The 13,140-nt window shown below is 73.7% G+C and carries 11 protein-coding genes; 4 read left to right on the top strand and 7 right to left on the bottom strand.

The features are described from left to right. Positions 1–86 precede the first annotated feature (86 nt). From R9X44_RS09480 to R9X44_RS09465, 4 genes are all read right to left on the bottom strand, one after another. A complete protein-coding gene (locus R9X44_RS09480) occupies positions 87–1,013 on the bottom strand; it encodes a hypothetical protein (protein ID WP_319813654.1) in 927 nt (308 codons plus the stop codon). A 52-nt stretch (positions 1,014–1,065) separates the two neighbouring features. Next, a complete protein-coding gene (locus R9X44_RS09475; protein ID WP_319813653.1) occupies positions 1,066–3,969 on the bottom strand; it encodes a BTAD domain-containing putative transcriptional regulator in 2,904 nt (967 codons plus the stop codon). A 25-nt stretch (positions 3,970–3,994) separates the two neighbouring features. Further along, positions 3,995–4,840, bottom strand: a complete 846-nt coding sequence (locus tag R9X44_RS09470) for a hypothetical protein (RefSeq protein WP_319813652.1) — start codon at positions 4,838–4,840, stop codon at positions 3,995–3,997. Positions 4,841–4,955: 115 nt separating this feature from the next. After that, positions 4,956–6,032, bottom strand: a complete 1,077-nt coding sequence (locus R9X44_RS09465) for a hypothetical protein (protein ID WP_319813651.1) — start codon at positions 6,030–6,032, stop codon at positions 4,956–4,958. Between the two features lie 103 nt (positions 6,033–6,135). Here R9X44_RS09465 and R9X44_RS09460 point away from each other — a divergent pair, with 103 nt between their 5' ends. Continuing rightward, a complete protein-coding gene (locus R9X44_RS09460; protein ID WP_319813650.1) occupies positions 6,136–7,014 on the top strand; it encodes an alpha/beta hydrolase in 879 nt (292 codons plus the stop codon). Between the two features lie 128 nt (positions 7,015–7,142). Further along, positions 7,143–7,580, top strand: coding sequence for a nuclear transport factor 2 family protein (locus tag R9X44_RS09455; RefSeq protein WP_319813649.1), 438 nt, complete (start codon positions 7,143–7,145; stop codon positions 7,578–7,580). A 38-nt stretch (positions 7,581–7,618) separates the two neighbouring features. Here the strand turns inward: R9X44_RS09455 and R9X44_RS09450 are convergent, their stop codons facing one another. Continuing rightward, entirely contained in the window at positions 7,619–8,581 is a 963-nt protein-coding gene (locus R9X44_RS09450; protein ID WP_319813648.1) for an isopenicillin N synthase family dioxygenase, read from the bottom strand. Between the two features lie 190 nt (positions 8,582–8,771). On the opposite strand from R9X44_RS09450, the gene R9X44_RS09445 reads away from it, so the two are divergent. Both R9X44_RS09445 and R9X44_RS09440 read left to right on the top strand, forming a co-directional pair. Continuing rightward, entirely contained in the window at positions 8,772–9,632 is an 861-nt protein-coding gene (locus tag R9X44_RS09445) for an SDR family oxidoreductase (RefSeq protein ID WP_319813647.1), read from the top strand. A gap of 142 nt (positions 9,633–9,774) precedes the next feature. Then, positions 9,775–11,049 carry a lysine N(6)-hydroxylase/L-ornithine N(5)-oxygenase family protein gene (locus tag R9X44_RS09440; protein ID WP_319813646.1) on the top strand — a complete coding sequence of 425 codons (1,275 nt, stop codon included), beginning with the start codon at positions 9,775–9,777 and terminating at the stop codon, positions 11,047–11,049. A 44-nt stretch (positions 11,050–11,093) separates the two neighbouring features. On the opposite strand, the gene R9X44_RS09435 is transcribed toward R9X44_RS09440, so the two are convergent. Continuing rightward, positions 11,094–11,630, bottom strand: a complete 537-nt coding sequence (locus R9X44_RS09435) for a TetR family transcriptional regulator (RefSeq protein ID WP_319813645.1) — start codon at positions 11,628–11,630, stop codon at positions 11,094–11,096. Further along, positions 11,627–13,033, bottom strand: coding sequence for an MFS transporter (locus R9X44_RS09430; protein WP_319813644.1), 1,407 nt, complete (start codon positions 13,031–13,033; stop codon positions 11,627–11,629). Before R9X44_RS09430 ends, R9X44_RS09435 begins: the two co-directional genes overlap by 4 nt. Positions 13,034–13,140 lie beyond the last annotated feature (107 nt).

The following is a 13,140-nucleotide window of genomic DNA, read 5'->3' as shown; positions in this document are numbered from 1 at the left end:
GGGGTCCCCGCGTCCCCTCGCCGGAAGCGCCCACGCGTGACGTCGGGGGTCGGTCCGGTTGAGGGCGGTGGGGGTTGGGGGTGGGGTCAGAGGAGGGTGGTGGCGGTTTTGAGGAGGGTGGTGAGGTCGGTTTTCAGGTTTGCGAGGTCGTCTTCGTGGCGGGTCCATGCGGTGCGCTGGGCGTCGTTGACGAGGGTGCGCAGGTCGGTGAGGGCACCGGTCTCGGTCTGGCAGGTGAACATGGCGGCGGCGAGGTCCGCCTCCTCGGCCGTCGGGACGTAGCGGCGGGCGGGTTGCGCGGGGATCACCTCGATCGTGCCAGGTTCGCGCTTGAGCACCGGCTCCGACATTTCGGCCAAGCCGCCAGTTTTCACACCGAACGCCTCGGGGCGGGCGCCGATGTCCTCGCGCGTCCGCTCGTCGGCGTCGAAGCCCTTGCCGGACAGGCAGGCGAGCACCGACGCGTTCAGCTCCTTGTACTTCGCGGTGTCGAAGACCTCGACCCTCTCCGCGCTCAGGGTGTTGGCGAGATCGGTGGCGAGGTCGATGGTTCGTTTGAACTTCGGCCCGATCCGCGCGCCGGCGTCCGCGACGCAGCCGTCGAGCAGCTTGTCGTGACCCGCGTCGAAACTGACGATCTCGACAGGGGTGGGGGGTGCGTCGCTGCCGAACCCCTGCGCCCGCGCGTGCCGTTCCGACGCCCAGCCGACGATGTGCCGCTCGAGGTTGAGCAGCGACGAGACCCGGGCGGGCATCGCGAGGTTCTCCTGTCGGTATGCGGGGAAACCGGCCTCGGCCATGCACCGGTAGACGAGCTTGCGGCGGATCTCGTTGAGCGTGTTGACGTCCTCCTGTGGGAACGCCGTGAAGGGCTGCGCGGCCGTCATCGCGATGTCGCCCGACGGGTCGACGGGCGGCCCTGGCCGCTCCGGTCCGCTCTCTCCGGCGCAGCCCGCCAGCATGAGGAACACGAGCCCGAGGGAAGCGGCGATCCGGGGTGTCGCGAGTTTCACGTGACCATCACCTTCGCGTCGATAGGTCTGCCGGGGCGAGCGGGTGCCGGGGTCAGGGGGGTGGGAGGCGGGTGAGGAGGGCCTGGATCTGGGGCGTCAGGTAGCGGGCGAGGGGGTGGGAGTCGGCGGTGGTGAGGGCGGCGGTGGCCTGGGTGCGGGCGGTGGCGGTGTCGCCGCGGTGCTCGGCCAGGAGGGCGAGGCCATAGTGGGAGGCGGCGCGGCGGTGCGGGGAGGACCAGGTGCGGGCGGGGTCGGCGAGGACGGCCAGGTAGAGGCGTTCGGCTTCGGCGCGGTCACCGAGCGCGGCGGCGAGGTCGGCGCGGCCCCTGCGGAGTTCGGCGAGGGTGGTGACGGCTCCGGCACGGCGGGCGCGGGTCTCGGCCTCGGCGAACGCGCGGGCCGCCTCGTCGGTGCGGCCGAGCTGGAGCAGGATGTCGGCGCGGCGCAGCAGGACCTCGCCGCTTTCGCCGTCGGAGTCGAGTTCGCGCACGAGGTCGAGCGCGCCGTCAAGGAGGGCGAGCGCGCCTTCGAGGTCGCCCGCGAGCTCCGCGGTGACCGACAGGGTGTCGCGGGTGGTGGCGATGCCCCAGCGTTCGCCGATCGCGGTGAAGGCGTCGAGCGCGGTCCTGAGCGGGGGCCGCGCGGCCTCGGGGTCGCCGTCGAACAGCCGCAGCATGCCGTAGCCGAGGTCGAGGAGCGCCCGCGACCACGCGTCGGCCCCGGCCGGACCCGGCCCGGCGGCGCGCAGCAGCGCGACCTGCTCGGCGTGGTCGTGCGGCGGGCCCTGGGAGACCGCCCACAGCGCGAGCAGGAACGGGCGTCGCGGCGCGTTCGCGATGCGCCGCATGATCGCGTCGGCGTGCGCGAGCGCCTCGGGCGGGGGAGCCGGCGTCTCGCCGTGCAGGCAGGCGAACGCGACGCAGATCGCGTACTCCTCTTCGAGGCCGGGAGGCGGGGTCGGGACGGCGGCGAGCAGTTCCCGCGCGGCGGCGGCCGCCTCGGTGCTCGTGCCGCGCAGCCACCAGTAGCCGAGCAGGGCGGCGACGAGCCGCATCCCGAGGGCGGGGTCGGCGCGGACGGCATGGCGCAGCGCCGTGTGCAGGTTGCCCTGTTCGGCGCGCAGCAGCGCGAGCCAGTCGAGCTGTTCGCGGGCGATGAGGTGGGGGCCCGCGGCGTCGGCGACGGCGTAGAAGTGCTCGGCGTGCGCGCGGCGCAGCGCGGGTTCCTCGCCGGACGCGGCGAGGTGTTCCGCGCAGAACGCCGCGATCGTCTCGAGCATCGAGTACCGGCCGTCCGGACCGCGCGCTATGAGCGATTTGTCCGCTAGGTCGAGCAGGAGCGCGGGGTCGGCGTCGCACACCGCCCGGGCGTCGGCCGCGGTGAACCCGCCGGTGAAGACCGTCAGCCGCCAGGCGAGGCGGCGTTCGGCGGGGGTGAGGAGGTCCCAGCTCCACTCGACGACCGCGCGCAGGCTGCGGTGGCGCGGGCTCTTGGACCTGTCGCCGCGCGACAGCAGCGCGAACCTGTCGCCGAGCGCCGCGGCGACCTCGGCGGCGCTGAGCGCGCGCATCCGGGCGGCGGCGAGTTCGATCGCGAGCGGCACCCCGTCGAGCGCAGCGCAGATCGCGACGACGTCGGCGAGGTCGTCGTCGACGGTGTACCCGGGCCGGACGGCGGCGGCCCGGTCCGCGAACAGCCGGACGGCGGGCGCGTCGGCCGCGTCCGCGCTCGCGGTGGGGGCCACGGCCAGCTGACGGACGGGCCACAGCGTCTCCCCGGTGACGCTGAGGGGCTCCCGGCTCGTCGCCAGGACCCGCAGATCAGGGCATTCAGCAAGAAGCCGGGCGGCGAGCCCGGCGGCCCCGTCGACCACGTGCTCGCAGTTGTCAAGGACGAGCAGCCCGCCCCCCTCGAGCTCCCGGCACAGCCGTGCGACGGGTTCGGCGCGCTCCCCCGAGGGCAGGACGCCGACCTCGCGCAGCCCGAGCGCGCCGCCGACGGCCAGGGCGAGCGCGTCCGGGCCGGACCCGGCGGGCACGGGGACGAGGTCGGCGAAGACGGCGAGGCCGTCGGCCCGGTCGGCGGTCTCGACCGCGAGCCTCGTCTTGCCGGTGCCGCCCGGCCCGATCAGCGTGAGCAGCCGGTTGGCTTCCAGCAGTTCGGTGATCCTTGCGAGGTCGGCGTCGCGGCCGACGAGGCTGGTGAGCCGCGCGGGCAGCCGGGGCGCGGTCCTGCGCGGCGCGGGGACGGCCCGCAGGATCTCCAGATGGGCCTCGGCGAGCTCCGCCGACGGGTCCGCGCCGAGTTCGTCGGCGAGGAGCCTGCGGCCCTCCTCGAACGCCTCAAGCGCCTCGCCCTGCCTGCCCGTCCCGTACAGCGCGCGCATGAGCAGCGCCCTGGCGCGCTCCCGCAGGGGCTCGGCCGCGACCAGCGCGCGCAGCGGCGCGACGGCTTCGGCGGCGAGGCCCAGGGCGAGCAGCGCCGCGCCGCGTTCCTCGACGGCCGACGCGCGGGCCTCCTCCCAGGCGACGGCGTGTCCGCGCAGGGCGGGGACGTCGGCGAGCGCGGGTCCGCGCCACAGCGCGAGCGCCTGGTCGAGCAGGGGGAGCCGGGCGGCGGGCGGAAGGTCGGCGGCCTCATCCAGCAGGGCGCGGAACCGGTGCGCGTCGACGTCGCGGGGGTCGACGCCGAGCCGGTAGCCGCCGGGCCCCAGCTCCACCTCGACGCGTCCGTCGAGCGCGCGGCGCAGCCGCGACACCCGCGCCTGGAGGGCGTTCGGCGCGCTGTCGGGCGGGTCCTCGCCGTACAGGGCGTCGATCAGGGACTCGGCGGGCACGACGCGTCCGGCTTCGAGGAGCAGCACGCCGAGCAGGGCCCGCACGCCGGGTCCGCCGAGGGGGACGTCGCCGCCGTCGGCGTCGCGTGCCTCCACCGGTCCGAGGATGCCGAAACGCATAAGGCGATCGTGCCCCATCGCCGGGTCACCGCCTGCGACGCCGCCCGGACGCGGCGGTGGCGTGCCGGATGCGCGCGCCGCGTTTGACGGCGGCGGCCGAGGCGAGGGTGCAGCCCGCGAGCAGGACGCCGAGCCAGACGCTCTGGCCGAGCGCGAGCATCGGGGACACCTCGCCCGCGCCGGTCAGCTCGGTCTCCGGAAGGGCCTGCTCGGTCGCGGTCGGCGCCACGTAGCCGGGCGGCGCGGCGGTCGGGACGCCCGCGACCTGCGGCAGCCCGGCCCCCGGGTCGGCGGTCCCGGCCGACGGGTAGGGCGGCGCGACCGAAGCGCCGGGCACCGCCGCGGGCAGGGGGGCCGAGGCCGTCGGGACGGGCGGCGTGGCGGTCTCACCGGGCGTCGCGGCGGGCGCGGGGGGCGTCTCCGACGGCTCGGGCGTCTTGGTCTTCGGCGGCGTCCGCGCGAACGTGATCTCGGTGTACTCGCGGACCGCCTCGGCCCCGTCGGCCCGCGCGAACGCGCCGACGCTGACGGTCAGCGGCGCGGCCCCTGCCTTGACCCGGATCGTGAACGGCACCGACGTGCCCGCCGCGTCCACGTCGCCGAGTTTGCAGTACCCCTGCGCGGTGCGGGTGCAGATCGCCTCGAGCGCGACGCCGGCGTTGGGCGTCGCGGAGAACGACAGCGTCGCGTTGGCGGCGGTGCCTCCGGCGGCGGCCACCCAGACCTGCCCCGTGACGTCCTCGCCCCGGGTCGGCTGCGCGCTGGTGAGCGTGGTGTGCACGACGAGGACCCCGTCGCCCGGGGCCGCCTGCGCGGGGAGCGGGGGGAGCGCGGCCGCTCCGACGAGGAGCGCCGCAGTACCTGCGCGCATGGGATCTGGTCCGCCTTCGAGCCGGTGGGGCCGCCGCGGCGGCCGGTCCTCGGACAAAAGCGAGCCTACTGGATCATCCGGGACGGCGCGCGGCCAACCGGAAGGACATACGGGCTCACGGAACCGTGGTGAGGAACAGGAACGAGGCGAAGATCGCGAGGTGGACGCCGCCCTGGAGCAGGTTCGCCTTGCCGGGGACGATGGTCAGCGTGGACACCACGAAGGTGAGGATCAGCAGGACGAGCTGGGTGGGCCCGAGCCCGAGGATGAGGTCGCCGGGGACGATGAACGACGCGATGACGATGACGGGGATGGTGAGGCCGATGCTCGCGTTGGCCGAGCCGAGCGCGAGGTTGAGGCTGGTCTGGGTGCGGCCGCGCTGCGCGGCGCGGACCGCGGCGAGCGTCTCGGGCAGCAGCACGAGCAGGGCGATGACGACGCCGACGACCGCGTGCGGCAGGCCGAGGGTCTCGACGGTCTCCTCGATGATGGGCGACTCGACCTTGGCCAGGCCGACGACGGCGATGAGGGCGACCATGAGGAGCCCGAGGCTGTACAGCGCCTCGGAGGTGGTCGGCGGCTCGGCGTGGCTGTCGTCCTCGAGCACGTCACCCTCCTTGGTGACGGGCAGGAAGTAGTCGCGGTGCCGGACGGTCTGGGTGAGCACGTGCAGGCCGTACAGGAAGCAGGCGATGATGGCGGCGAAGATGAGCTGCGCGGTGGCAAGGCGCGGTCCCGCGGCGGTCGTGGTGAACGTCGGGATGACCATCGTGAGGGTGACAAGCGCGGCGACGATCGCGAGCATGCCGCCGGTGCCGCTCGCCTGGAAGTGGGCGGTCCTGCGGCGGCGGGCGGTCACCCACAGCGAGAGGCCGACGATGCCGTTGCAGGTGATCATGACGGCGGCGAAGACTGTGTCGCGCGCCAGATACGCGCCCTTCTCCCCGCTGGAGAGCATGACGCTGACGATCAGCGCGACCTCGATGACGGTCACCGCGACCGCGAGCACGAGCGAGCCGAACGGCTCGCCCACCCGGTGCGCGATGACCTCGGCGTGGTGGACGGCGGCGAGGACGGCCCCGGCGAGCAGCACCGCGACGATCGCGACGACGACGCCGGAAGGCTCACTGCCCAGGGTCAGGGCCAGGGCGATGACCGCGAGGATCGGCAGGGCGGTCGTCCAGGTCTTCACAGAGGTCCCCTCAGTCAAACGTCCGGGGGGTTGGTGACACCCTACCCGAGATGATCATTGTGTGAAACGCTCTGTCCCTCGGTGAGCGGAACAGGGGGGATTGATGCGGATCAGCAGGCGGGCGGTGCTGGCCGGGGGGACGGCGGGCGCGCTCGGGGCCGCCGCGGTCGGCGTCGGGGGCTTCACGGCGGTCGACCGTGGACTGCTCCCGGGCCGCGCCAGGCTGCGCAGGGCGTTCGGCATGACGGGCCAGGACGGGACGGTGCCGGACGCGCCGCCCGGCACTGTGGAGACGTTCCGGCGCAGGTCGGCGGCGCGCGGCGGCGAGGTCGAGGTCGTCACGATGCTGCCGCAGGGCGCGCGGCCCGAGGGGCTGCCCGTCGTGCTCGCCCTGCACGGGGCGGCGGCGCGCGCGGCGACATGGATCGACCTCGGCCTGCCGAGGTTCCTGACGGCGGCGGTGCGGGCCGGGACGCCGCCGTTCGCGGTCGTCGCGGTGGACGGCGGCGACCACAGCTACTGGTACGAGCGGCAGGCGGGCGACGACCCCGAGGCGATGGTGTTCCGTGAGCTGCCGCGCTGGATCGCGCTGCGCGGGTTCGCGGTGCCGTCGGGGCTGCTCGGCGTGTCGATGGGCGGGGCGGGCGCGCTGCGGATGGCGCGGCGCAGGCCGCCCGCGGCGCTCGCGGTGGTGTCGCCCGCGCTGTTCCCGACGTTCGCCGACGCGCGCCCGGCGGCCGCCTACGCCGACCGCGCGGTGTGGAAGGCGCACGAGCCGCTGGCCGGACCGCAGGGCAGGGTCGCGGGCAGGCTCGGCGTCTGGTGCGGCACCGAGGACCCGTTCGTCGAGCCGGCGCGGAAGCTCGCGCGGCGGGCCGACGCCGACGTCGCCGAGTTCGACCTCGGCCTGCACACCTGGGGCTACTGGCGCAGGGTGATGCCGTCGGTGCTCGCGTTCCTCGGGGTCGCGCTGTCCCGCTGACCGCGCGGCGTCCGCTCTCAGCGGACCGGCGGCCCCTACCGTGCGCCGTGACGCGCGTGGCACGATCGCCGTGGCGCGACCGCCGTCCCGACGGCGGCCTTTCCCCTGCGCACGGAGGTGCCCCCTCGATGACCGACAGGACGCGCGAGCTGCTCGACCGCATGGAGATCGCGGACCTGCTCGCCCGCTACGCACTCGCCGTGGACACCGGCAGGTGGTCGCTGCTCGACTCCGTCTTCCATCCCGACGCCGTCCTCGACTACACCGCCACCGGCGGTGCCAAGGGCGCGCTGCCGGAGGTGCGCGGATGGCTGAGCGAGGTCCTGCCCGCCTTCCCCGGACGGCTCCACCTGCTCGGCCCGCCCGCGATCGCCTTCGACGGCGACCACGCGGGCGTCACCGTCGCGTTCACCGACACGCTCGCCCCGTCGCGCGAGCCGCTCGGGCGTGACGCGCCTGGCCTGATCCAGGGCGGCGGCTACTACCACCACAGGATGGAGCGGACCCCGTCCGGGTGGCGCAGCCGCGAGCTTGTCGTGGAGCAGACCTGGCGCGTGTTCCACTAGGCCGTCGGGCGTAGGGCCCGTCAGGCGTGCGGTACCCGTCAGCTGACGGTGATCGCCGCGAGCTTCTCCCCGAGGTAGTCCGCGGCGACCACCGGCGGGTGCGCGACGGTCCCGAGCGGCGCGGGCAGCGACTCGATGACCGCCGACGGGTCGGTCTCGTAGAAGAAGATCAGCGACATCAGCTCCTCGTCGGGGGCCGTCGCGTCGGGCGGCAGGACCCGGTGCCGGTTGGACTTCCAGCGCTCCCCGGTCCAGCGCGCGAGCAGGTCGCCGATGTTGATGGTGAAGGAGTCGGGGACGAACGGGGCGTCCACCCAGCCGTCCTGCTCGCCCCACACCTGGAGGCCGCCGGTGCCGGGTTCGCGGTCGAGGATCGTGACTGTGCCGAAGTCGGTGTGCGGGCCGATGCGGAACTGGCCGGGCTCGGGTGTCCCGGTGACCGAGATCGGCGGGTACCAGTTGAGGTTCAGCGTGTAGGACGGGTGCGCGGTCTTGGCGGTGAAGAACCCCGACGGCAGGTCGAGCGCCGCCGCGCACACGCGCAGCAGCTCGTCGCCCAGCGCGCGCATGACGCCCAGGTACTCCACGAGCAGGGCGCGCAGCTCGGGCGCCTCCTCGGGGAAGACGTTCGCCAGGAACCAGACGGCGTCGATCGCGGCGTCCCCGGTGGGCGCGTCGGCCCCGACGGCGAAGCTCTCCTTGAGGTCGGGCGGGGTCTCGGTGCCCTCGGCGTAGCCGTTGGCCTCGACGCCAGGGGGCAGCCAGCCACGGCCGCCGACGGTCGCGGCGTAGCGCGCCTTGACGTCGGCGGGCAGCGCGAAGAACCGCTTGGCGGCGGCCCGGATGTCGGCGCGCAGCGCGGTCGGCACGCCGTGGCCGGTGATGACGAGGAACCCGGACGCGCGCAGCGCGACGTCGACTTCGCGGGCGACGGCCGCGCGGCCGTCGGCGTCGCCGTGGAACCAGGGGGTCAGGTCGATGATGGGGACGAACGTGCTCATCTGCTCTGGATAGCCCCTAAAACTCCCCGAGGGAAGGCCGGAAACCGCATGGCAACAGGGCTTTAGCGCGCCCGAAACGGCGGGATCGCGCACGGCCCCGCGCCGCGCGCCCCGCCCGGGTCTGGCGCTTACTAGACACATCGTCTACGATCCCGAATGTCCCAGTCCCAGCTGGAAAGATGGAGGCGGCATGAGCGGCGGCAGAGTTGCGGTGGTGACGGGCGCGGCCCGCGGTCTTGGCGAGCTGATCGCGCTCAGGCTCGCCGGGAAGGGCTTCCGGCTCGCCCTGGTCGGCCTCGAGCCCGACGAGCTCGCCCGCGTCGCCGACAAGTGCGGCAACGGCGCGGCCCACTGGAAGGCCGACGTCACCGACGACGTCGCGATGGCGGCCGTCGCCGCCGAGATCGTCGAGCAGTTCGGCAGGGTCGACATCGTGGTCGCCAACGCGGGCATCGCGACCGGTGGCCCGGTGGAGCTGTCGGACCCGGCCACCTTCAACCGGGTCATCCAGGTGAACCTGCTCGGCAGCGCGACGACCGCGCGCGCCTTCCTGCCCGCGCTGCGCGCGAACAAGGGCTACTTCTTCCAGGTCGCGTCCCTCGCCGCGCTGACGGCCGCGCCGATGATGGCCGCCTACTGCGCGAGCAAGGCGGGGGTCGAGGCGTTCGCGCACTCGCTGCGCGCCGAGGTCGCCCGCTTCGGCGTGGGCGTCGGCGTCGGCTACCTCAGCTGGACCGACACCGACATGGTCCGCGGGGCCGACGAGGACAAGGCGCTCGGCGAGCTGCGCGCGAGGATGCCGTGGCCGACCGGCAAGACCTACCCGCTCGAGCCGACCGTCGACAGGCTCGTCGCGGGCATCCTGCGCCGCCGTCCCCAGGTGTACGGCCAGTGGTGGCTGCCCGGTCTGCGTTACATGCGCCCGCTCATCCCCGGCATCGTGACGAGCCAGGCCGCCAAGATGCTCGCCGGCTTTGACGAGAAGTGGCAGGCCGCGGGCGGTCGCTCCCGGCTGGTCGGCGCGGGCGGCGCGGCCGACGAGAAGCGCTAGGGGGCCGCGGGCGCGTCCGCGTCGAGGGGCGAAGGTCATGGTCTTGTGCGACCCCCGCTCTGGACGGCGAATGTAGGTAAGGCTTACCTTCATTAGGCTTACCTAAGTTCTCTTTTCGCCGGTTCGTTGTGAAAGGGCGCCCATGACCAGCTCAGCAGAGCATGTCCACGACCTTGTGGGGATCGGCTTCGGTCCCTCCAACCTCGCCTTGGCGATCGCCCTGCGTGAGGAGGGCGGCGACCTGGACGCGGTCTTCCTCGAGCGGCAGCCAGCTTTCGGATGGCACCGCGGCATGCTCATCGAGGGCACCACGATGCAGGTCTCCTTTCTCAAGGACCTCGCCACGATGCGCAACCCGTCGAGCTCCTTCAGCTTCTTGAACTACCTGAAGGAGCGCGACAGGCTCGTCGACTTCATCAACCACAAGACGATGTTCCCGTCGCGGGTCGAGTTCCACGACTACCTCGAGTGGGCGGCCTGCCGGTTCACCGACCAGGTGGAGTACGGGACCGAGGTGCTCGCCGTCCGTCCGGTTGTCGAGGGCGGGACGGTGGTCGCCTGCGAGGTCGTCGCCAGGCGCGACGGCGAGACCGTGGTGCGGCGCGCCCGCAACCTCGTCATCGCCACAGGTCTTGAGCCCGTCGTGCCCGAGGGGATCGCGCTCGGCGAGCGCGTGTGGCACAGCCACGAGCTGCTGCGCAGGCTGCCCGGGCTGCGCTCGCCGCGCAGGTTGATCGTGCTGGGCGCGGGCCAGAGCGGCGCGGAGGTCGTGGACCACCTGCACCAGACCTACCCCGAGACCGAGGTGTGCGCCGTCTTCGCCAAGTACGGCTACACCCCGGCCGACGACAGCAGCTTCGCCAACCGCATCTTCGACCCCGCCGCGGTGGACCACTTCCACTACGCGCCCGAGGACGTGAAGCGGATGCTGCTGGACTACCACGGCTCCACCAACTACTCGGTGGTCGACCTCGACCTCATCGACGAGCTGTACCGGCGCGTCTACCAGGAGAAGGTCCAGGGCAAGGAGCGGCTGCGCATCCTCAACGTCTCGCGGGTGCTCGACATCACCGAGCACTCCGGCGGCGTCAGCGCGACCGTCGAGTACCTGCCGACGGGCGAGCGGACCGTCCTGGAGGCCGACGCCCTCGTCTGCTCGACCGGCTACCGCAGCCGCGACCCCCTTGCCATGCTCGACGGCCTCGCCGAGCACTGCGTGCGCCGTCCCGACGGCGGCCCCGACGTCGCCCGCGACTACCGGATCAGCACGGGCCCCGGGGTGCGCTGCGGCGTCTACCTCCAGGGCGCGACCGAGCGCACCCACGGCCTCAGCTCGACGCTGCTGTCGAACACCGCGGTCCGCGCGGGCGAGATCGTGCAGTCCCTCGTGCGCGCCCGCGACCTCGTGACGGTCTGACGCAGCCGGATATGACGGGCGGGTCCTCCTCCGGGGCCCGCCCGTCAGCCGTCGATGAGCGCCTGGACGGCAGGGGCGTACCTGGCGACGACGTCGGCGGGGTCGGCGGCCATCACCGCGCCCTCCTTGTGCACGCTGAGGATGGTGCTGAGGCCGAGGAACTGCGCCCACACCAGCTCCGCGCGCAGCTGCGCGTCAGGCCCCGGCAGCCGCGCGGCGAGCGACCCGGTGGCCTGCTCGCGGAAGCGGCGCAGCAGGAGCTGCCGCTCGTCGCCCGCGCCGACGCCGAACACCACCCGCACGAGCGGCGGAGGCAGGTCGCGGTGGCGGACCATGACGGCGGTCTCCACGAGGTGGCGGCCGAGGTCGTCGAGCGGGACCGACAGCAGCGCCGCGACGTCGCCGGAGAAGTCAGCGACGGCCTCGAACAGCTGCTCCTTGCCGCCGAAGTGCTTGACGATGAGGGCGGCGCTCACCCCGGCGTCGGCGGCGATGGCCCGCAGCGTCACCATGTCGTAGGGCCGGAACGCGAACGCCCTGCGGGCGGCCCGCAGGATCGCGGCGCGTCCCGAGTCGTTCACACCGGCTCCGGCGCGGGCGCGGGCCCGGGAACGCGCAGCGCGAGGGGCTGGCGCGGCACCATCAGCGCGAGCACCAGCGCGCACACGGCGGCGGCCCCGGCGACGAGGAAGATGAGCAGGTAGGCGTCGAGGCTCGGCGCGCCGCCGATGACGAGGTGGCTGAGCACCGCCGCGCTCATCGCGCTCGACCCGGCCTGCCCGACCATCCGCATGAGCGTGTTGACGCCGGTCGCCTCGCCGGTCTCGCTGACGGGGATCGCGCCCATGATCAGCACCGGGAGCGCGGAGTAGGCGAGGGCAGTGCCGACGGCGACAACTGTGGCTCCCAGGATGATCGACCACAGGGCGTGGCTGGCGAGATAACGGACCACATAGCCTAGCGCGATCACGATCGAGGCGAGGGCGACCGTGGTCTTCGCGCCGCGCCGGTTGGTGAGCCGCGCCGAGACCGGCGCGAGGAACGCCATCGCCAGGCCGCCGGGCAGCAGGCACAGTCCGCTCGCCACGATCGACAGGCCGAGCCCGTACCCGGTGCTCTCCGGCTCCTGCACGAGCTGCGCGGTGGACAGCGAGTTGGCGTAGAACGCGAACCCGACGAACAGCGCGACGAGGTTGGCCAGCAGCACGGCGGGCCGGGCCGCGACGCGCAGGTCGAGCAGCGGTTCGGGACGGCGCAGCTCGTACCAGCCCCAGCCGAGCGCGATGAGCACCGCCGCGCCGCCGAGCATGAGGGTCGGGGGAGCGGTGAACCCCCAGTCGGGGCCCTTGGTGATGGCGAGCATCAGGCACACAAGCACCGTGGCGAGGCCCGCCGCGCCGAGGTAGTCGAACCGCTGTGCCTCGGCGGGCTCGGTCTCCGGCACCGCCCAGCGGACGGTGAGCAGCACCGCGAGCGCGGCGACCGCGCACACCCAGAACATCGCGTGCCAGCTCACGTACTCGATGACGAACGCGGCGATGGGCAGGCCGATGGCCGCGCCGATCCCGATGGTCGCGCTCATCATCGCGACGGCCCCCGCGACGCGTTCGGGCGGCAGTTCGGCGCGCAGGATGCTGATGCCGAGCGGGGTCGCGGCGAGGCCGACGCCCTGGAGCGCCCGGCCGAGGACGAGGATCGGCAGCGCCGAGCTCAACGCGCACAGCAGTGACCCGACGACGACCACCGCCAGCGCCCACAGCAGGACCCGCCGCCTGCCGTACATGTCGCCGGCGCGGCCCAGGAGCGGGGTCGCGACCGAGCCGCTGAGCAGGGTCGCGGTGACCATCCAGCTCACGTCGGCGGGGGCGCTTCCGGTGATCTCCGGCAGGATCGGCAGCATCGGGACGGTGATCGTCTGCATGAGGGCGACGACGGTCCCCGAGGAGGCGAGCACAAGGGTGATGGGGGGTGTACGTCTGTTCACCCTCCTAGGTAAACACACGTTCACCCCGGACGTCCCGGAAACCGTCCCGTGAGGTGCGTCTCACCGCGAACCCGTCAGACCGCCCAGATCGCAGCGGGCCGGATCAC

Origin of the sequence: Actinocorallia sp. A-T 12471, assembly GCF_033875155.1 — a bacterium.
Taxonomy (GTDB): domain Bacteria; phylum Actinomycetota; class Actinomycetes; order Streptosporangiales; family Streptosporangiaceae; genus Actinocorallia.
Note: the sequence above shows the minus strand (reverse complement) of the source record. Positions and strands in the feature narration are given on the sequence as shown.

Bases quoted from the DNA above. Each gene is read 5' to 3' on its own strand.
- R9X44_RS09455 (WP_319813649.1), top strand. From the start codon at position 7,143: ATGACCGACAGGACGCGCGAGCTGCTCGACCGCATGGAGATCGCGGAC.
- R9X44_RS09445 (WP_319813647.1), top strand. From the start codon at position 8,772: ATGAGCGGCGGCAGAGTTGCGGTGGTGACGGGCGCGGCCCGCGGTCTT.
- R9X44_RS09475 (WP_319813653.1), bottom strand. From the start codon at position 3,969: ATGCGTTTCGGCATCCTCGGACCGGTGGAGGCACGCGACGCCGACGGC.
- R9X44_RS09440 (WP_319813646.1), top strand. From the start codon at position 9,775: ATGACCAGCTCAGCAGAGCATGTCCACGACCTTGTGGGGATCGGCTTC.
- R9X44_RS09460 (WP_319813650.1), top strand. From the start codon at position 6,136: ATGCGGATCAGCAGGCGGGCGGTGCTGGCCGGGGGGACGGCGGGCGCG.
- R9X44_RS09450 (WP_319813648.1), bottom strand. From the start codon at position 8,581: ATGAGCACGTTCGTCCCCATCATCGACCTGACCCCCTGGTTCCACGGC.
- R9X44_RS09470 (WP_319813652.1), bottom strand. From the start codon at position 4,840: ATGCGCGCAGGTACTGCGGCGCTCCTCGTCGGAGCGGCCGCGCTCCCC.